We start from the raw sequence: 20,210 nt of genomic DNA on the forward strand, positions 1-20,210 counted from the left end.
GTCTGACTTAGAACGTTTTGCGTAAACGCAGGCTGAAGGTGTGTGCCTGATAATCTTCGCCCGCCTGCAGATCGTAACGAGCATCCAGGCTCAGCGAGTTCACATCATACAGGGTGCTGCCGATAGCCACGCCCGCCATATCTTCAACCGGTGCCGCGCCTTTGGTGATAAAGGTGGTTTCACCGATGCTGTCTGCGGCGTAGGTCGCGGTGTTGCTCATCTGCTTGTTGTCGTACTGGTGGATCCAGGAGAATTGAACAAACGGCGTCAGGTTGCCCAGACTGGTTTCAAACGTCTTGTCCAGACGCGCGCCGATATCGCTCACCACGGACTGGTTGTGGGAAGAATCCACGTCCAGCGCCATACCGTTGCCGCCGCTTTCCGAGTAGCCATCGATATGCTGATAGCTGTAAGACAGGCTTGCCAGCGGGGTCAGGGTCACGTCTGCGCCCAGCGCGAACGGATAGCCGAATTCGCCCTGTACGGTTGCAGACTGGCCGTTGAACTTACCGCGCGCGTGACCGGAGAAGCCGGTGAAATCGACGTAACGCGACGTGTCGTAGTTCTGACGGTTAACGCCTGCGGACAGGTTCATGAACCAGGGTTCGCCGGTGTAGCTGGCATAGCCGATCAGGCCATAGTTGTCCGCCGTTGAGGTGTTGCCGTTCAGGTTATCTTTGCCGTGAACCGAGGTGTTGCTGTAGTTCACCGCTGCACCCAGACGCCATGCATCATTCAGCGCGCGGTCGGCACCGATCAGCAGGCCGCCGAATTTAGCGCTGTAGCCGCTTATTTGGTCGGTGCTGTCGCGGCGCGCATAGCCGCCAAACGGCTGCGCCCACATCAGCCAGTCGCTGTAAGCATCACCGGTAGATACGCCGCTCATGCCCGCCGTTTGCGGGTTGCGCAGATTATCCATATGGTTGCCGATCACCGAGTAAGCGGAGGCAGTAGCGGTTTGCGTCGCCTGCCCGGCGCTGATGCTCTGGCCCGGAGACAAGCGCTCGCCAACGCGGTTCGCTTCTTTGGTGTTATCAATCGCCAGCGAGGCGTTGTACAGCTCCAGCAGCTGCGGAGAAATCCCGGAGTAGCTGGTCAGACCGTTCAGCGCGGAGGTCGCATTACGGGTTGTCGCGAAGCCCGGCTGCGGAGCCGTTGGCTCAGGCTGTGTCGGCGTTTCCGGTTCGGCTGGCGTAACCGGGGTTTCCGGGATAACCGGCACTTCAGGGGTAACTGGCACTTCTGGAGTAACCGGCACTTCAGGGGTGACCGGGACTTCAGGGGTAACCGGCACTTCAGGGATAACCGGCACTTCAGGGATAACCGGCACTTCAGGGGTAACCGGGACTTCAGGGGTAACCGGCACTTCAGGGGTGACCGGGACTTCAGGGGTAACCGGGACTTCAGGGGTGACCGGGACTTCAGGCGTAACCGGGACTTCAGGCGTAACCGGGACTTCCGGCTCAACCGGCGCGTCCGTCAGGCTGACAACCAGCGCGCTACGAGAACCGTCCAGCAGGGTTTTACCCGATACTGCGCCCTCGTAACCAGACACTTTATATTTCAGCTGGCTGGCGTTGTACTCGGTGCCGCTGACATCCGCATCAATCACCACGTAACGCTGGCCGTGCGCAAAGGCATAGCTGCTGGCTTTTTGTACCAGGTTAACACGCGAACCCGCGTCAACAATCGCTGAGCCGGTTACGTTCAACCGGCCATAGCCGCTGTCCTGCGCGTCGCCGTTTGCTACCGCGTTGTCGGCCACGCCGATAATCAACGTTGCATCGCTTTTCTGGTGATAGTTGCCGTTAATTGCGATAGGGGCATTCACCTGAATTTTAGACGCGTTGTTATACACCGTGCCGCCGGTGAACACGTTGTCGTTCAGCAGGATAGAACCCACATTAAAGTTGATGTCGCCGCCCGCACTCAACGTGCCGATGGTATCTTCAATCACAGGGACTGGACCCATAGCGAAAATGCCAAAGATCGGTGTAGGGGCTGAACCGGTCAGCTTGCCTTGCGTACCGCTACCGCCAGTGATATTCAGCGGCGCATTACCCGCAACGTAAATATCACCCTTAATCACGCCTTCGTTATGAAGATCTGTGATGGTGCCAATAGAATCGATCGCCGTTGTACTGCCGCTAATAGTGCCGTAATTATTCAGGGCGGTAATTGTGCCGGAGTTACGAATCGCCGTTGAGTCAGAGCTATCGTAATAGTTATAACTGGTAATCGATCCGGTGTTATTTAAGGTAGCGATCGTGCCTTTATTAATAATCGTGCTGTTATTAATTAGCGTGGCATTGATATCGGAAGAAATAATACCGATGGAATAACTTTCCATGTTGCCGTCATTCTGCAACAGATCGATGACACCGCTATTCTGGAGCGCGGTATTACCGCTGATTCGGCCATTTTGCTCATTAGTCAGCGAACCTACATGCCCACGGTTATAGATCGCGGCGTTATTCACCACGACAGGATTATTCATGTCGTAGCTTACGCTGGCGTTAATAGAGCCTTTATTGATGATATGGTCGGTCTGGCTTTCGGTACCAAGATATAAGCCGTTGTAGGCAGACAAATTGGCGTTATTTTGCGAGTTAATAAAGTTAGTGTTTTCCAGTGTGCCAATATGACCTTCGTTCTGGATACCGTGGCCATTCTGGCTATAGATCCAGCCCTTGTTAGTGAACAGATCGACGCTGCCTTCTGACCCTACTTTCACCGCAGAGCCTGAAGAGGGTTGTACCCGGCCCTCAGTCGTTACGGTAAAATCAGGATAAGTGGTATTAATCGTGACGTTACCGTAATACCCGTCGTCAATAATATTTCCCAGGTCGGCGTACGCAGCAGGCGCGAGCAGCCCGTGCGCAGTCGTCAATGCCACCAGCATAGCGCCACGCTGGCTAAAATGATTTTTTTTCATAATGTCCGTTGCGATGTCTAATTGTTATCGATAAAAGCAGGTATAAATAATTCAGGAATTATCCGATGTTATTTATCGGCAGAATATCGATTTACATGACAAGATCAATCACAATTTCTTAACTATCACAGTGCGAAAACAAGACTTAAATTAAATTTTAAAATGATATTTCACTTAATCAGGATGCCGTAATGCCGCTGTGTTTGTTAAGTAAACGTTATTATTTGTTGATAATGCTGATGTTTTTATTGGCTGGATGTGTAACCGGCGATAGCCGGGAACGGGCGGCGCTGCTGGCCAAAAAATCTGGTCTGAACAGTCAAAATTTACAAACGTCGCGCTTCGAATTGCGGATTTGGCAGCGCATTACTGCGCCCGCGCAGCCAGTGCGGGTCTATATTGAGGGCGATGGCTACGCCTGGGTCAGCCGCACGCGTCCCTCCGACGATCCCACGCCGCGGCAGCCCACGGGTTTAATGCTGGCGGCGGCGGATGCTTCAGCCAACGTGTTGTATCTGGCGCGGCCCTGCCAGTTTATCGGCCCGCCGCTTCCGGCCAATTGTGGTACGACGTGGTGGACTGACAATCGTTTCTCGCCGACCGTCGTGCAGGCGATGGATGAAGCGCTGAGCCAGTCGCTGCAACCCTGGACAGGCATTCAGATTGAGCTGGTGGGTTACTCCGGCGGGGGCGCTATCGCGGCCCTGATTGCCGCGCGGCGTGATGACGTGCGCTCGCTGCGCACCGTGGCGGGTAATCTGGATGTGGCTTACGTTAACGCCGTGCATAACGTTTCTGCGATGCCTGATGCGTTAAGCGCTATCGACGTTGCTCCACGGCTGGCGAACCTGCCGCAGATCCATTTTACCGGCAGCGCCGACAGCACCGTGCCGCCAGAGACGGCGCGGCGTTTTCAGCAGGCGGCGGGCGGACGGTGCGTGCGTATCGAACAGGTGCGGGGGATGGCGCATGGATCGGACTGGGCGGCAGTGTGGCCGTCGCTGCTACAGCAACAGCCCGACTGCCGTTGACCTCAGACAAACATTTTTAACCGTTCCAGCCCGGCGGCCAGGTCGGCTTTTAAATCGTCCATATCTTCCAGACCGATTTGCAGACGTAACGCTCTGCCGCCGGGCTGCCAGGTCGTCACAGTACGGTATTCCGCGCAGTTAAACGGAATTATCAGGCTTTCAAAACCGCCCCATGAGTAGCCCATCGCGAAAATCGCCATGTTATCCAGCATGTGATCGACGCTGGCTTTGCTGTATTCCGGTTTCAGAACAATCGAGAACAGCCCGGATGAGCCGGTAAAATCGCGCTTCCACAGTTCGTGGCCGGGGCAATCCGGGAACGCCGGATGCAGCACTTTCAGCACTTCCGGGCGGGATTGCAGCCATTGCGCCATCTCCAGCCCGCGTTTTTCCGCCTCTTTGAGCCGCAGATACATAGTGCGCATGCCGCGCAGCGCCAGGAAACAGTCTTCCGCGCCGGGCAGCATCGCCATCAGATCGTAGGTTTTGCGCAGCGCCGGCCACCAGGCCTCGTTGGCCGAGACTACGCCCATCAGCAAATCGGAGTGGCCGCCGAGATATTTAGTCCCGGCCTCTACCGATAAATCACAGCCGTGCTCGTGGGCGCGGAAAAACACCGGCGTTGCCCAGGTGTTGTCGATAATGGTGGCGATTCCGCGCGCTTTGGCCTGTGCCGTCATGGCGGGCACGTCCTGGATCTCAAAGCTCTGAGAACCGGGGGATTCCAGGAACAGGGTGGTGGTATTGGGGCGGAACAGCGCCTCGATTCCCGCGCCGATCAGCGGGTCGTAGTATTCGGTTTCAATACCCATTTTTGCCAGCAAACCCGCACAGAACAGGCGCGTGGGTTTATACACGCTGTCCGGCATCAGCAGATGATCGCCCGCTTTCAGGGTAGTGAGCAGCGCCAGGGCAATAGCGCCGAGGCCGGAAGGCGATAGCACGGTTCCCGCCGCGCCCGCCAGTTCGCTCCACGCATTCTCCAGATTGGCGATGGTGGGCGTGCCCATGGTGCCGTAATTAAACTCGGCGCGGTTGTTCTCAATATCGCTCACGGTGGGGAAAATCACCGTCGAGCCGCGATACACCGGGCTGTTCACGAAGCCTTTCTGCTGCGCAGGATTTCTGCCAATCTGGGTGATGCGCGTGCCGATACTGAAATTCGACTCGGATTGTTTACTCATCAGGTACCTCTTTAACCAGCGTTATTCGAAAAACTTAAAGAAAGGGGACAGGCATAGCAAGATGCCAAAAAAGGTGATGAACCAAACGCCCGGACCTTTAAACTGATGCAGCGTTTTGACTTTATAAACTAAATAACAGGGAATTAAACAGGAGACTAACCCGAATAACGGACTGCCGAGCTGCATAAAAAACAGAATCGAAAAGCGAGTGGAAATCCACGCCCACAGCCCGAGTACCACGCCAGCGTGAATAGCCAGGTTGAGCATTTGGTGATTGATTTTCTCTTCAGGAATAAAGCGGCTGATAATATTCACCACAATCCCTTTAATGGCTTCCTGAAAGCCCAGATAAATCCCGAGAAACGCTGTTAATATCGCGAAGATATTTAACAGGGCGCTCATGACTTTTACCACCGAGCCGGGGATCACCTGAGCGGCAATCGCCAGCGCGGAAATATTCTGCTCGAATGCAGAGACCGCTTGTTCATGGCTAATCGCGAAGGTAAACGAAAAGGCGAAGAAGAGCACCGCTACCGCCAGGATAATATAGGCTACCCGATTAGCGCGAATGGCCCGGTACGTAGCGATACGTCGGTCCGGCTCCACTTTGCGGTAGGCGATATTCATCGGGCTGAGGATCTGGACAAACAGAATCGAAAACAGGGTAAACGGCAATGTCAGAAACACGTCGCGCAGAAAAGATCCAATCGGTGGAAACGCGCTGATATTATTGAAATTCCAGTGCGGAACCATCACCAGGCCCAGCGCCACGATAATACCGAACTTCACGCAGACCATCGGCCCGGAGACCTTAAACAGCAGCCGTTCGCCCTGTGAGGCGATACTGACCAGCACCACCAGAATCACCAGCCCGTACCATACCGAATCCGACAGTAATCCGTCTGTTAATCCAAAGGTCTGAATATAGGATGCGCTATCGAAGGTGACCGCCAGCGAATAGGAAAACATACCGTGCAGCAGCATTAAAAAATAGGCGATGCCCAGCCAGAAACCCCAGTTTTTCCCTAAATACTGGGTAATAACGTTAGAGTAATCCTCACAATTTTCACTTTCCGAGAGGGTTTTTAAATATAAGCTTTGTAATAAATAGATAGCAGGATAGGCAATGATCACCGAGGCGATAAATACCCAAATGCCTTTTATGCCGATTTGCACCGGCATAAATACAATGCCGGAGCCGATCGCCATGCCAATACACAATACGACCCATCCTGCATCATATTTGGTAAATGGAATCGATTGATGAAGCTTTTCAGAGCGGGGTACTGAGGGAGAAATGTCATTCATAATATTTTCCTGTCGCAATTTATTAAAATAATGGTGACGCATGACTGCAACGGCGGTGATAATTATTATTCAGTCCATTCATTTTCTGACTGCAATATCATGGTACGTAATCAACAGCGAAACGAAAAGGCGCTGGCGGTGCTAACTATTAACAAGACTTGTGCGTAAAACGCAAAAGTTGATGAGGGTCGCTGTTTGCGTGACGGCGCGATATGCTGTTGAGCAGGTATTAGCGGGGCGAGGGAGAGTGATGAATAAGGTTTTTATGCCATTTAAAGCAAAAATTGATAACCACGCGATATTTCGCCAGTTGGAAATCTTTATCAAGGTGGTTGAATGCAACAGTTTCTCCGTCGCCGCGCAAAAACTAAGCCTGACGCCGTCGTCGGTAAGCCGCAGTATTTCACAGCTCGAAGAGAGCCTTGGGGTTGTACTGTTAAAAAGAACCACCCGCACTTTTATCCTCACCGAGCCGGGGAAATATTTGCTGATCCGCGCCCAGCGTCTGCTGGGCGATCTGGATGATTCGCTGATCAACACCTCCAGCTTTCATCAACATCCGCAAGGCCAGCTCAGGATCACCTGTTCCATCGCGTTTGGCGTGTCGCATCTGATGCGGCTGTACAGCGAATACCGGGAGTCGTACCCGGACGTGCGGCTGTCGGTGGATCTCAACGATCGGAACGTAAATCTTAACGAAGAGAATTTTGATATTGCCCTGCGGATCACCGCGCGACCGCCGAATAACTTTGCTCTGCGGGAAATCTGTAAAATCAACTGGGTGTACTGCGGCAGCAAAACCTATTTTGAACGGCGGGGTATTCCGCAGTCGCTGGCCGATCTGGAACAGCACGACTGTTTAATTAATCCCAACGTCTCGGATAACTGGTATTACATCGACGAGCAGCACCAGCCGCGCGCGTTAAAGGTGAATAACATTATTGAGGTCAACAGTACGCTGGGGCTACTGAATGCCGCGCTGCATCATCAGGGGATTGTCAGCCTGCCGACCTATCTGCTGGGCGATTATATTGCCCGCGGCGAGCTGGTGCCGGTACTGCTGGATCATGAGGTCAAAGAGCATGAATACAGCCTGTATGCGCTGTACCATCCCGGCTACCATCAGGACCCCAAAATACGCAGCTTTATCGATTTTATGGTGAAGCGGATCACTGCCGCCCCGGCGTGGGATACCTGGCTGGAGACCTGAGTTCGCGTCTGTTAAGGTAAAAACCCGCCGGGCGGCGGGTTGTCGTTACAGTTTTTCAATCTGCCGCGAGTGCCATGGGCCGAGAATAAACACCGAAATCATCGCACCCAGCAGGGCGCACAGCATATCGGACTGGGTATCCCACGGGTCGCCCTGGGTACCGAGAAACTCATCCGCGCCCTGGCCCAATATCATTGCCACCCACCACTCAATTAATTCATAAAAGGCGCTAATCGCCAGCGCGATACAGCACACCAGGAAACCCAGCATTTTGCGCCCGTTGATAAAGCCGCCGCGAATCAGCACTTCTCGCGCCGCCAGCGCCGGAACTAAGCCCTGAAACAGGTGGCCGAGTTTGTCGTAGGGGTTGCGGCTGAGGTTCAGCCACTCCTGGACCTCAAACCCGAGGGGCACTTTGGCATACGAGTACATCCCGCCGACGATCAAAATAATGGCGTGGAAGAAGATCAGCACGTACAGCAGGGGCGTCAGCGGATAGCGCCGGGCGGTGGCCCACAGGATCGGCACCACGATCAGCACCGGGAGCACTTCCATTAGCCAGGTGAGTTTGCTGGCGGTGGCAACGCCAGTGACGATAAGCAATGCGGCCAGTAGCAGTACGCCGACGGGCAAATAGAGAGGACGGGCAGAATTCATTAGCGATCCTTCACTCAGGGGAAAGGGCATACTATCCGACTGAAAGCGAAGAAAAACAACGCTGAAAATAGCAGGGGAAAGGCGTGACGTTGGCGTCACGCCTGAAACGTTACATTACGCTACATCAGGGACGGTTAAGGATCTCAGCGGGGATCGGTTCGCCGTGATATTTCTCATAAATGGCATTCAGTTTTCCATTTTTCAGGTTAGCCGCAATCCATTCGTCGAGTTTTGCTTTCAGCTCTGGCTCATTCTTTTTCAGGCCAATGGCTAAATCAAACACGGTTAGCGTCATTTTCGGTTCAAATGCCAGCTTCGGGTTTTGCTTGTTGATCTGATTCACCAGGGTAGCGGATGTCGCGACCGCATACGCCTGGCCGCTGACGGCTGCCGTGACCATCGTGGCATCGTCATCATAACGTTGAATAGTTACGCCATTTTTCGCGGCGTCTTTGGTCAACATCGAGTCCTGAGTCGTGCCCCGGGTCACGGTAATGGCATGGCCTTTCAGGTCGGCCCAGTCGCTGATTTTGGTGGCCGCAGGCGCGCCAATTACCGAGCGTAAGCCCGCATAGGCGCGGCTAAAATCAATCACCTGCGCACGCTGCGGCGTGACGGAGAGCGTGGAAATCACGATATCCGCCTTGCCCGTTTGCAGGTTGGGAATACGCGTCGCGCCGGTGGTCTCAATGAACTTCAGTTTCAGCCCCCAGTCTTTAGCCAACAGCTCGGCGGTTTCAACGTCGGAGCCAACGGGTTTCATCGACGCATCCAGCATCCCGGAAGGTGGAATAGAGAGATCGGTGGCGACGCGGATCTCGCCCCGTTTTTGAATCTCCTCCAGAGCATTGGCCGAAACCGGGAGCGTGACAACGGCAGACAGCAGTGTGGCGAGCAGTAAGATGTTTTTTGCAGGGCTCATTATTATTCTCCTTCATGGGGATTTTGTAGGGTTGAGTGACTCACAAATCGTTGGAAATAAATTCCTGTAATGCCGCTGTGGCAGGCGTTTTCAGGATCTCGACCGTACCGCTTTCATGGACGGTTCCCTGGTGCATAAAAATAATTTTATCGGCGACCTTACGGGCGAAGTTCATTTCATGGGTCACCATAATCATGGTCATGCCGCTTCCCGCCAGGCGTTCGATGACGCGCAGCACTTCGCCGGTGAGTTTGGGATCTAATGCCGAGGTGACTTCATCAAACAACATTACTTTCGGTTTCATCGCCAGTGAACGCGCGATGGCCGCGCGTTGCTGCTGCCCGCCGGAAAGCTGCTCGGGGTAGCTGTCGGCTTTATCCGCCAGCCCCACTTGCTCCAGCACCGACAGCGCCAGCCGTCGGGCTTCCGTCTTTGCCAGCTTCTTGACGGATACCGGGCCTAAGGTGATGTTTTGTTCAATCGTCAGATGGGGAAACAGGTTGTAACTCTGGAACACGATCCCGACATCCTGACGCAGCTTGCGCAGATCGACGTGAGGATCCTCCACTTTGTGTCCACAGACCTCAATGCTGCCGCTATTGATGGTTTCCAGCCGATCAATACAGCGCAGTGCGGTACTTTTTCCGGAACCGCTGGCGCCAATCAGTGCCACGACCTGCCCCTGATTCACTGAAAAAGAGACGTCTTTCAGTACCGGGTTATGGCCAAAGCTTTTTTGCACATTTCTCAGGGTAATGATGGACATAATATTAACCTTCAGCACTTAATTGATGCGTGGACTTACGGTGGGGAGAAGCTTGTTTTTCTTTTCGGGCGCGGCCTGTTCAAGACGGCGGCTCAGCACCGATACCGGGAAGCAAAGGCAAAAATACACTGTGGCAACAATGAGATAGATAATGAATGGCTCAAAAATAGAGTTGTTGATCAGCTGCCCGGCGCGCGCCAGTTCGACAAACCCCACCACCGAGGCCAGCGACGTGTTCTTGATGATCTGCACCGAGAACCCCACCGTAGGCGGCGTAGCCAGCTTAATGGCCTGCGGGAGGATCACTTTAAACATGCGTTGCACGCGGGAAAGCGCCAGGCATTCAGCCGCCTCCCACTGCGCACGCGGAACCGCCTGAATACAGCCGCGCCAGATTTCGCCAAGGTAGGCGCTGGCGTAAATCGTCAGCGACACGCCTGCGGCCAGCAGGGGCGAAATAGAAAAGCCCAGTTGCGGCAGCCCGAAATAGACCATAAACATGATGATCAGCAACGGCGTGCCCTGAATTAACTGCACCCAGGTCGCCACCACCAGACGGACGATACGCACCGGCGCAATGCGGCCAAGCGCCAGCAGGAAGCCCACTAACCCACCGCCGCCGAAGGCCATCAGCGACAGAATGGCGGTCCAGACCGCGCCTTCCAGCAGAAACTGAATGTGTGCAAAATTGAGGGAAATATTCATCGTCTTGCCTCCCTAAATCATGGTGCCAAGCCGGCGACGGCGAGGGAAAATGGCCAGCCCGAACAGCCAGAAGATCAGGCGCATCAACAGCGAGATCGCGATGTAAATGCCCGCCACAATCACGAACGTTTCAAACGGGCGGTAAGTTTCTGACTGAATAAAGTTGGCGGTCGCGGTCAGTTCTTCGGTAGAGATCTGCGACGTGACCGAGGAGGCCAGCATCAGCAAAATAAACTGGCTGGTCAGCGACGGATAAACGCGTTCGATCGCAGGCCGAAGCGCAACATGCCAGTACTGCTGCCATTTGGTTAACCCCAGCGTTTCTGCGGCTTCCCATTGCCCTTTATGCACTGACTCAAATCCGGCGCGCATGATTTCGGCGGTGTAGGCACCCACGTTAATCGTCAGCGCAATCACCGAGACGGTAAAGGCGGTAAAGGAAAAGCCCAGGCTGGAAAGGCCGAAGTAAACCAGAAAGATCTGCACCAGAAACGGCGTGTTGCGGATGGACTCGACATAGATTGCCGCGATTCTCGCAAACACTTTGGAGTGAGAGCGCCGGGCAACGGCGCAGAGCGTGCCGATGAGAAAACCCGTCACCGTCGTCACGATGGCCAGTTGGGCGGTTAACGTTGCGCCGTCCAGTAACAGCTGCCATTGTGAAAGTATTGCTGTGAAATCGAGCATCATGACTTTCGCCCCGGTTAATTGGTTTTTGCGGTCTGCTGGCCGGTTAATCGGTCATAGACTCTGAAAAGCGCCTGGTTGCCGTTGGCTCCTTCCCCATAAGCCTGCGCATTCTGGTATTGGGTGGCGACAAGGGCGGTTGCTGGGAGGGGCACCGGATGCTTCTGTGCCGCTTCCAGAACCAGACGCAGATCTTTCATCATCAAATCAATGCGAAAACCGGCGGAGTCATCGCCTTCGATCATCGCAGGCCCCAGTTTGTCGAGCATCCAGGATGCGGCGGATCCGCCCAGCAGCACTTCACGCATTTGCGGCAAATTGATATCCCAGGCGCGGGCCAGCGCCAGCGCTTCGCAAATCGCCTGAATATTGATGCCGCAAATCAGCTGGTTACATAGCTTGACGGTTTGCCCGGCACCGGATGCGCCAACGTGATTTAACGTGGTGCCCATGGCGCGCAGATACGGCGTTGCCTGTTCAAAGCCGCTGGCTTCACCGCCTACCATGATGGTCAGGGTGCCGTTTTTGGCACCAATCGGCCCGCCGGAAACCGGCGCATCCAGCATGGTTACACCCGCCGCCGCCAGCTCCTGGCTCAGCTTACGCGTGGCTTCCGGGGCGATAGTGCTCATATCCACGTACAGTTTTCCGCGCGGCGGGACAGCTAATAGCCCTTGCGGACCGCGCACGATCTCTTCAACCTGCGGGGTGTCCGGCAGCATGGAAACTACGATATCGGCATCGCTTACTGCGGAAGGGATATCGTTAACGATTTCAACGCCGAACTGGCGCAACGCATCGCCTGCGCCGCTGACGATATCGAACGCGCGCACGGTATAGCCCGCCTGGGCGAGATTGCGCGCCATCTCACGCCCCATCACACCTAAGCCAAGAAAGCCAACGATGCCGGAAGTATCTGTTTTCATCAGGATTCTCCTGCCGTTAGTTGTGCTGTTCGAGCTGCGCCAGTTTCTCGACGCGGCGGATGAAGTCGGCATCCTGCACAAAGGTTGCCTGCAAAAAGGCGTCAATCAGATCGCGCGCCAGCCAGGGGCCAACGATTTGCGCGCCGATACACAGCACATTGACGTCATCATGCTCAACGGACTGATGGGCGGAATGTACGTCATGACCCACCGCGGCGCGGATGCCTTTGACTTTGTTGGCGGCAATCACCGCACCCACGCCGGTACCACACACCAGGATCCCGCGCAGACCGTTGCCTTCGCGCACTTTGTTGCACACCGCGAAAGCGATATCGGGGAAATCCACAGGCTCAGGGTTATAGCTCCCCACATCGTCAATCTGATGGCCCGCTTGCTCAAGCCACTGGATGAGCTCCTGCTTAAGGTGAAAACCTGCGTGGTCACTGCCAATTACGATCTGCATCTGCTTTTCCTTATTAAGGGGGTTTAGTCAGCAAAAGGTTGAGAACCCACCATGCGAATGGTGGCGCGACGACGAAAATCGGCGCCAATTTCAAAATGGCGGCTCAGTAAGTCATCGGCTTTGTCTTCGTCTCGTTCGACGATGGCGGCAAAAATGGCGCGGTGGTGATCGATGAGGAACGCTTCAATGCCTTCCACCTGAATAATCTGTTCACGTCTGTCGAGGTGGGAGCGCTGCATCAGCACGCCGATCGACTGATAAATGTTGATAAGCGTTGGCGAGCCTGATGCGTTGACGATGGTTTCATGAAAACGAAAGTCGGCTCGTCCGCCTAATTCCGGCTCATGGATGGTATCGCTGATGTCGCGCAGGCAGGCGGCCAGACGATCGTAATCACTTTGTGTGGCCCGGCGGCAGGCGAGGCGCACGGCCTGGCGTTCAATAGCGATACGCGCCTGCATCACGTCATCCACCACATTCGGCTGGTGGGCCAGCACGAAGGTGAAGAATTCACCGAAGATCGAAACGTCGGGTTTTGTCACCACCGTGCCAATGCCGTGACGGATCTCTACGGCACCAATCATCGCCAGCGCTCTGAGCGCTTCCCGCAGTACCGGGCGGCTGACGCCTAACCGGGCGGACAGTTCACGCTCCGGGAGCAAGCTGTCGCCCGCGCTCAGCGCGCCGCTTAACAACTGCTCGCGCAAAAATTTAACGACGCGGTCATGGCCGCTGCTGCTTTCCGTCTTTTCGCGTTTGATATCCATATGATTTTACCGGTGGTCTTAAGTGGTAATACCAATGGTAGATATGTTAATGAATTATTAATGTGATGTTGATCGATAATTAACCTGATGGTTCTGTGAGCGGGATTGCAATTATTGATTTGACTGACTGGAGGCGAGGAGATCTACAGGATCGTGAGATCAGATTTTTTAGCTAACGCGAATGCCAACGGCCAGGAATTAACACCGAGAACATCGAACCCGGCAGGGCGCATAGCATATCGGCCTGGGTAAAGAGTGCCGACGATTGCATCGTACTTATTCCCGATAATAATAAAACGCAGGTGCTGCATGAAGAGTTAAAACAGGCAAAGGCGGCAGTGAAAGAGATAAGGCAGAGGGTATTAAGTTCGCTTTGAAAATATTATGAAAATACAAAGCAAAAACCCGCCTTTCGGCGGGTTTTCTGAATTTTGGTGCCCGGACTCGGAATCGAACCAAGGACACGGGGATTTTCAATCCCCTGCTCTACCGACTGAGCTATCCGGGCAACGGGGCGCATTAAACCCGATTCACCGTACCGCGTCAACGAAATTTCCGCCGATTGCGTTCAGATGCGCATTAAGCCGCCAGGTTGACGACAATCCCACCACTTTACCCGCCGAAGAAGTGCATCCACAGCGCAGATATCGGCATGCTGATAATCAGCGCAGGCAGCATATTTACCACCGGGAACATCTTGATGCCGCAAATACGCAGCCCGGTCGCCAGCAGCAGTACGCCACCGACAGCGGTGAAATCGGCCATCATCGCGGGGGTGGTGAGCGGCAGAATAATCGCTGCGCACCAGGCGAGAGTTAACTGGATTGCCACCAGCGGAAACGCGATAAACGCTACCGCTACGCCAAGCGTGGTAGCAAAAATCATCGCGGTAAAGAAATCGAGAAAGGATTTGGCGATCAGAATGGTCGGATCGCCAGTCATGCCTTCCTGCATCGCGCCGAACACGCCGGTACCGCTGGCGCAAAACAGAATCAGAATGGCGACGAAGTTCTGAATAAACGCGTCATGACCGCCATTTTTACCGCCTTTGTCCAGTAGCGAACGCGCTTTGCCCGCGGCAGCGTTGATGCCGCGCTCCATACAGCACAGCTCGCCGATAATGGTGCCAAGCAGGGTAGAGAGCACCATTACCGGCAGGTTGGCGCATTTAACGATCAGCAACACGCCAATGCCGAGAGAAGCCAGCCCGAAGATTGACGGCATCGTCACCCGCAGCCGCTCCGGTAATTTCGAACCCAGCAGCGCGCCCAGCAATCCGCCAATCAGTACGGCGGCACCATTGATAAAAGGACCAGTAACCATGTGTTCTCCCGATGCGTCTTTGCGCGCAAAAAGCCGTCTTATTCTCTGTGCGGTGAATGCGTTTTCATGCGCTAATTATGCGTGTTAATGTAATGCGCCTGCGGATAAATGCGTTGCGCGGCCTGATAATATCAATAATTTAACTGAATAATCTTTGCCGAATTATGCAGTTTATCGATTGCGCCTTGCGCGGGCCGGGCAAAGCTGCCATGATTGCGCGAATTTTCCGCTTCCCTGTCACGAGGCTTGTATGATGAGGTCGTTTTCCGCGCCTGTCACTTACAGACTGCGTTCTGCCACGCAGCCGCTCGCCCGTGCTCTCAGTTGGTTATTGCCTACACTCACCATGCGGTGAGGTCAACGCACGCTCACTCCAGGACATCAGTAAGACCAGATGCATTCTGTTTTTACTGATGTCAGGCGGTTGGAGCTGTTTCCAGTTTCACCAAAGACGCCATACCGGGATGAACTCCCTGTGCTTGCCTGTTGGCACTTACTCCCTTTAAGGCTTTTGTTGCTTATGAAATTGTTAAAAATCGCAGCCAGTCACGACATTGTCGACGCGCTTTCTACCCATCGCGAGGTGGTGACGCTGGATAATACTGACTTTACCGATGTCGCCGCCGTGGTGCTGACCGTTGCCGATACCCGCAGCGGCATTCTGGCGCTGCTGAAACGCAGCGGATTTAATTTGCCGGTGTTTGTACTGAGCGAAACGCCGCTGGCGCTGGACGCGATTACCGGCGTGATTGACGGTAAAGCCCAGTCGTTCCTCGAGCTGGAAGCCGCCGCCACGCGCTATGAAGAGAACCTGCTGCCGCCGTTTTTCGATACCCTGTATCAGTATGTCGAAATGCAAAACAGCACCTTCGCCTGCCCAGGGCATCAGCATGGCGAGTTCTTTAAAAAGCATCCGGCAGGGCGTCAGTTTTACGATTTCTTCGGCGAGAACGTGTTTCGCGCCGATATGTGCAATGCCGATGTAAAGCTGGGTGATTTGCTGATCCACGAAGGCTCGGCCAAACATGCGCAGAAGTTCGCGGCCAAAGTGTTTAACGCCGATAAAACCTATTTCGTGCTCAACGGCACCTCCGCCGCCAATAAAGTGGTGACCAACGCGCTGCTGACCCGTGGCGACCTGGTGCTGTTCGACCGCAACAACCACAAATCCAACCATCACGGCGCGCTGATTCAGGCGGGTGCCACGCCGGTCTATCTGGAAGCGGCGCGCAACCCCTTCGGCTTTATCGGCGGGATTGATGAGCACTGTTTTGACGAGGCGTATCTGCGCGAGTTAATCCGCGAAGCTGAGCCAGCGCGTGCTGATGAACCGCGTCCGTTCCGCCTGGCGGTGATCCAGCTTGGCACCTACGATGGCACTATTTATAACGCCCGCCAGGTGATCGATAAAATCGGCCATCTGTGCGACTACATCCTGTTTGACTCCGCCTGGGTGGGCTATGAGCAGTTTATTCCGATGATGGCCGACTGCTCGCCGCTGCTGCTGGAACTTAACGAAAACGATCCGGGGATTTTTGTCACTCAGTCGGTTCACAAGCAGCAGGCCGGTTTTTCCCAAACCTCGCAAATCCACAAAAAGGATAATCACCTGCGCGGCCAGGCACGGTTTTGCCCGCACAAGCGCCTGAATAACGCGTTTATGCTGCATGCCTCTACCAGCCCGTTTTATCCGCTGTTTGCCGCGCTGGACGTCAACGCCAAGATCCACGAGGGCGAGAGCGGTCGCCGCCTGTGGGCCGAGTGCGTGGAGCTGGGCATCGAGGCGCGTAAAGCCATTCTCAGCCAGTGTTCGATGATCGCACCTTTCGTGCCGCCGATGGTGGAGGGTAAACCGTGGCAGGATCATCCCACCGCGCAGATTGCCAGCGAACGCCGTTTCTTCAGCTTTATCCCGGGTGAGCGCTGGCACGGTTTTGACGGCTATGCGGATGAGCAATATTTTGTTGATCCCTGCAAGCTGCTGCTCACCACGCCGGGTATCGACGCACAAACCGGCGAGTATGCCGAATTCGGCGTGCCGGCCACCATTCTGGCGAACTACCTGCGCGAAAACGGCCTGGTGCCGGAGAAAGCCGATCTCAACTCGATTCTGTTCCTGCTGACCCCGGCGGAAAGCCCACAGAAAATGGCCCATCTGGTAGCGCTGCTGGCGCAGTTCGAGCGCCACATCGAACAGGATTCGCCGCTGTCAGAAGTGCTGCCGACCATCTGGCAAAAATATTCGCTGCGCTACAAGGGCTATACGTTGCGCCAGCTGTGCCAGGAGATGCACGATCTGTACGTCAGCTTTAACGTTAAAGACCTGCAAAAAGCGATGTTCCGCAAAGCCGAGTTGCCGCCTGTGGTGATGAATCCGCAGGACGCCAACCGTGAGTTTATCCGTGGCAACGTGGAGCTGGTACGCATCAGCGAAGCCGCAGGGCGCATCGCGGCGGAGGGGGCGCTGCCGTATCCGCCAGGCGTACTGTGCGTGGTGCCGGGCGAAGTATGGGGTGGGGCGGTGCAGCGTTACTTCCTGGCGCTGGAAGAGGGCGTGAATTTGCTGCCAGGCTTCTCGCCGGAACTTCAGGGGGTGTACAGCGAAACCGATGCCGACGGGATTAAACGGCTCTACGGAAATGTGCTGAAAGCCTAAAAAAATGCCGACCCTGTGGTCGGCATTTTTACATTGTAACGCGCTATCAGGCGCTGTGCGGAACGCCTGCAACCGGCGCTTTTACGTGTTTGTACTTGAACAGCACCACGAATGCGAAGGCCAGAACCAGTGAGTAGCCCGCGAAGATCAGCCACACGGTTTGCCAGTCGGTAATGCCGTTCAGAGTATATTGCTCAACCACTTTACCGCTCACGATGCCGCCGAGGATACAGCCGAAACCGTTAGTCATCATCAGGAACATACCCTGGGCGCTGGCGCGGATGGCCGGTTTCACTTCCTGTTCAACAAACATCGAACCGGAGACGTTAAAGAAGTCGAAGGCGCAGCCGTAAACGATCATCGACAGAACCAGCAACACGGTGCCCATCGGGCTCGGATCGCCGTAGGCGAACAGGCCGAAGCGCAGCATCCAGGCGATGATACTGATCAGCATGACTTTCTTGATGCCGTAACGGCTCAGGAAGAACGGAATGGTCAGGATGAACACGGTTTCGGAAATCTGCGAAATCGACATCAGCACCGAGGCGTGTTGCACAATAAAGCTGCCAGAGAACAGCGGGTCCTGATCGAAGCTGTGCAGGAAGGTGTTACCAAACATATTGGTAATTTGCAGTTCTGCACCCAGCAGCATGGAGAAGATAAAGAAAATCGCCATGCGCTTGTTTTTCAACAGCGCGAACGCGTCCAGGCCCAGCATGGTCGACCAGCTCTGGTTTTTCTGCTGGTTAGACACCGGCACGTGCGGCAGGGTCAGGGTAAACAGCACCAGCACCAGAGAGAGCGCCGCGCCGATATACAGCTGCATATGGCTCAGTTCGAAGCCGGAGAAACTCACCGCCCACATCGCCAGAATAAAGCCGATGGTGCCCCAGATACGGATAGGCGGGAAGTCGGTAACGATATCTCGCCCGGCCTGCTGCAAACGGTAGTAGGAGATGGTATTAACCAGGCCCAGCGTCGGCATATAGGCCAGCGAGTTAATGAGGATCACCACAAACATCTCGGTGGGCGTGGTGACGTTGGCCGCCATAAACAGCGTCGCAGCGCCGACCAGATGACAGAACGCGTACACCCATTTAGCGCTGATCCACTTATCCGCCACAATCCCCAGCAGCGTCGGCATAAACACCGCCGCGATCCCGAGTGAGCTGTACACCGCGCCAATAGACGCGCCGTCGAACTTCAGGGTAACGAACATGTAGGAGCCGAGCGTGGTCAGCCAGCTTCCCCACAAGCAGAACTGCAGAAACGAGAGCACTTTCAGCTGCAGCTTATAATTCATGTTATTTTCCTCACACGAGAAACCAAAATTATGTTGAATTAAAAACATTGAAGGTTGTGAATTGTGCGGATTTTAGCATTTCAGCCACCAGGCTTTATGTTACCTACGACAAAATTCTGCAAAAAAAACCGTCTTGCAGATACGAAATGTGATGAGGTTAATGGTTTCGAATGAAGAAATGCCACTTCATGCCAGGCGGGGCACAAAAAAATATCCCTCACGGAGAATGTGAGGGATATAACATTTAACAGGAATTACTTACGGCGATAACTCTTTTGTGCGGTATCTACTTTATACAGATAACGACGCGACTCAGCAGATGGATGGCGCGTGGTCAGGGTTTCATACACATCCCCCGGCTGCATGCTGTTAATGATGCTGGCCGCCTTGATTTTATCGCTTGAGAACACGCGTAACACGCTGCCCGCCCCGCCGTTGTAGGCGGTGATCACCGCGTATCGTCGTGAGGTCGGATTCTGAATACCGCCAAGATAGACATTATTCAGCATCGCCAGGTAGGCCGTACCGGTGTCGATATTGCTTTGCGGATCGAACAGGTAGCTGCGGCTCGGCGTGCCCGATTTACCCTGCGAACGGAACACGTCTTTACCCGCGGTATGCTGCACCACCTGCATCAGCCCCAGCGCGTCAGAACGGCTGACTGCATACGGGTTAAAGGAGGATTCGGTCTGCATAATCGCCAGGATCAGCGACTCATCCACTCCATATTTGCGCGCAGCCTGGCGCACCATGCCCACATACTTATGGGCACGCTTATCAAGGTGGTTCGGCACCAGATTAATAGTGATGCTGTAGATCACGCGTAGACCGTTGCTGCGGCTCTTCATACGGGTTTGCAGCAGGTAGTCGGCAAAACGCGCCGCGCGCCACTGCCAGCGGATAGGCTCACCGGTGTTATCCACCACCTGCCCATACAGGAACGGCTGTTTGGAAATGGGTATGTCGTTCACATCGGAATAGAGATCGATAGAACCCGGATCGTCGCCCATCAGCAGGGTGGTGATGATCGCCTGGCGCAAGCGGGCGGCGGGATCGGTGCCCGCGATGGTCTCGACCGTAATCGTACCCTGGTCAAAGTTGATGTGGCTGCGGGTCTGGTAGCCATCGGTGTACTTAACGTAGTCTTTCGGCCCGGCGATCAGAACTTCATTAAATCCCCAGATATTCTCAATGTTATGGGCGAACTGCCCCATCAGGATGTCAAAACCGTTGGTATCTTTTTCCAGTTCCGGATTATAGCTTTCCGTTTTTTTACTGGAGCAGGAGATGAGTAACGGCGCAATCAAAGCCAGCGCGAGTAATTTTTTCATCATTAAGGGAGTGCGTTGTGTTATTGAAATTGTGTT

17 protein-coding genes and 1 tRNA gene are annotated in these 20,210 nt (G+C 54.5%); 3 read left to right on the forward strand and 15 right to left on the reverse strand.

What is annotated here, in order from left to right; all coding sequences use genetic code 11:
- Positions 1–7: 7 nt before the first annotated feature.
- Positions 8–2,935: an autotransporter family protein gene (locus tag FND52_RS14235; protein WP_144131476.1), complete on the reverse strand. Its 2,928-nt coding sequence runs from the start codon at positions 2,933–2,935 to the stop codon at positions 8–10.
- 239 nt (positions 2,936–3,174) lie between these two features.
- Here FND52_RS14235 and FND52_RS14240 point away from each other — a divergent pair, with 239 nt between their 5' ends.
- The gene (locus FND52_RS14240) at positions 3,175–3,966 is read left to right on the forward strand and encodes an alpha/beta hydrolase (protein WP_244290574.1); all 792 of its coding nucleotides are present in this window, start codon (positions 3,175–3,177) and stop codon (positions 3,964–3,966) included.
- A 2-nt stretch (positions 3,967–3,968) separates the two neighbouring features.
- Here FND52_RS14240 and metC read toward each other — a convergent pair whose 3' ends face one another.
- Positions 3,969–5,150, reverse strand: coding sequence for a cystathionine beta-lyase (gene metC / locus FND52_RS14245; protein WP_125293684.1), 1,182 nt, complete (start codon positions 5,148–5,150; stop codon positions 3,969–3,971).
- Between the two features lie 21 nt (positions 5,151–5,171).
- Positions 5,172–6,458 (reverse strand): amino acid permease, encoded by a 1,287-nt coding sequence (locus FND52_RS14250; protein WP_144131480.1) that lies wholly within the window; start codon positions 6,456–6,458, stop codon positions 5,172–5,174.
- A gap of 250 nt (positions 6,459–6,708) precedes the next feature.
- Between FND52_RS14250 and FND52_RS14255 the strand changes: the two genes are divergently transcribed.
- On the forward strand, positions 6,709–7,668 hold the full coding sequence (locus FND52_RS14255; protein ID WP_125293682.1) for a LysR family transcriptional regulator: 960 nt from the start codon (positions 6,709–6,711) through the stop codon (positions 7,666–7,668).
- A 45-nt stretch (positions 7,669–7,713) separates the two neighbouring features.
- On the opposite strand, the gene FND52_RS14260 is transcribed toward FND52_RS14255, so the two are convergent.
- The 10 genes from FND52_RS14260 to FND52_RS14305 form a co-directional block, all read right to left on the reverse strand.
- A complete protein-coding gene (locus FND52_RS14260) occupies positions 7,714–8,325 on the reverse strand; it encodes a DUF2238 domain-containing protein (RefSeq protein WP_244290575.1) in 612 nt (203 codons plus the stop codon).
- 124 nt (positions 8,326–8,449) lie between these two features.
- Entirely contained in the window at positions 8,450–9,247 is a 798-nt protein-coding gene (locus FND52_RS14265; RefSeq protein WP_144131483.1) for a transporter substrate-binding domain-containing protein, read from the reverse strand.
- 40 nt (positions 9,248–9,287) lie between these two features.
- Entirely contained in the window at positions 9,288–10,013 is a 726-nt protein-coding gene (locus tag FND52_RS14270) for an amino acid ABC transporter ATP-binding protein (RefSeq protein WP_144131485.1), read from the reverse strand.
- An 18-nt stretch (positions 10,014–10,031) separates the two neighbouring features.
- Positions 10,032–10,718, reverse strand: a complete 687-nt coding sequence (locus FND52_RS14275) for an amino acid ABC transporter permease (RefSeq protein WP_125293678.1) — start codon at positions 10,716–10,718, stop codon at positions 10,032–10,034.
- A 12-nt stretch (positions 10,719–10,730) separates the two neighbouring features.
- Complete coding sequence (locus FND52_RS14280; RefSeq protein ID WP_125293677.1) at positions 10,731–11,408, reverse strand: amino acid ABC transporter permease; 678 nt, start codon at positions 11,406–11,408, stop codon at positions 10,731–10,733.
- A 14-nt stretch (positions 11,409–11,422) separates the two neighbouring features.
- The gene (locus tag FND52_RS14285) at positions 11,423–12,403 is read right to left on the reverse strand and encodes an NAD(P)-dependent oxidoreductase (protein ID WP_221740205.1); all 981 of its coding nucleotides are present in this window, start codon (positions 12,401–12,403) and stop codon (positions 11,423–11,425) included.
- Positions 12,348–12,794 carry a ribose 5-phosphate isomerase B gene (gene rpiB, locus FND52_RS14290; protein WP_125293675.1) on the reverse strand — a complete coding sequence of 149 codons (447 nt, stop codon included), beginning with the start codon at positions 12,792–12,794 and terminating at the stop codon, positions 12,348–12,350. Before rpiB ends, FND52_RS14285 begins: the two co-directional genes overlap by 56 nt.
- 23 nt (positions 12,795–12,817) lie before the next feature.
- Positions 12,818–13,561, reverse strand: coding sequence for a FadR/GntR family transcriptional regulator (locus FND52_RS14295; RefSeq protein ID WP_125293674.1), 744 nt, complete (start codon positions 13,559–13,561; stop codon positions 12,818–12,820).
- A gap of 432 nt (positions 13,562–13,993) precedes the next feature.
- Positions 13,994–14,069 (reverse strand) — tRNA-Phe (locus FND52_RS14300).
- A gap of 104 nt (positions 14,070–14,173) precedes the next feature.
- Positions 14,174–14,884: a DUF554 domain-containing protein gene (locus tag FND52_RS14305; RefSeq protein ID WP_144131487.1), complete on the reverse strand. Its 711-nt coding sequence runs from the start codon at positions 14,882–14,884 to the stop codon at positions 14,174–14,176.
- 520 nt (positions 14,885–15,404) lie between these two features.
- Between FND52_RS14305 and FND52_RS14310 the strand changes: the two genes are divergently transcribed.
- Positions 15,405–17,540, forward strand: a complete 2,136-nt coding sequence (locus FND52_RS14310) for an ornithine decarboxylase (protein ID WP_144131489.1) — start codon at positions 15,405–15,407, stop codon at positions 17,538–17,540.
- A gap of 46 nt (positions 17,541–17,586) precedes the next feature.
- Here the strand turns inward: FND52_RS14310 and FND52_RS14315 are convergent, their stop codons facing one another.
- Both FND52_RS14315 and mltC read right to left on the reverse strand, forming a co-directional pair.
- Complete coding sequence (locus FND52_RS14315; RefSeq protein WP_125293671.1) at positions 17,587–18,843, reverse strand: nucleoside permease; 1,257 nt, start codon at positions 18,841–18,843, stop codon at positions 17,587–17,589.
- Between the two features lie 254 nt (positions 18,844–19,097).
- Positions 19,098–20,174 (reverse strand): membrane-bound lytic murein transglycosylase MltC, encoded by a 1,077-nt coding sequence (mltC, locus tag FND52_RS14320; protein ID WP_144131575.1) that lies wholly within the window; start codon positions 20,172–20,174, stop codon positions 19,098–19,100.
- Positions 20,175–20,210: the final 36 nt, after the last annotated feature.

The organism is Atlantibacter subterraneus, assembly GCF_007570865.1.
GTDB classification, from domain to species: Bacteria; Pseudomonadota; Gammaproteobacteria; order Enterobacterales; family Enterobacteriaceae; genus Atlantibacter; species Atlantibacter subterraneus.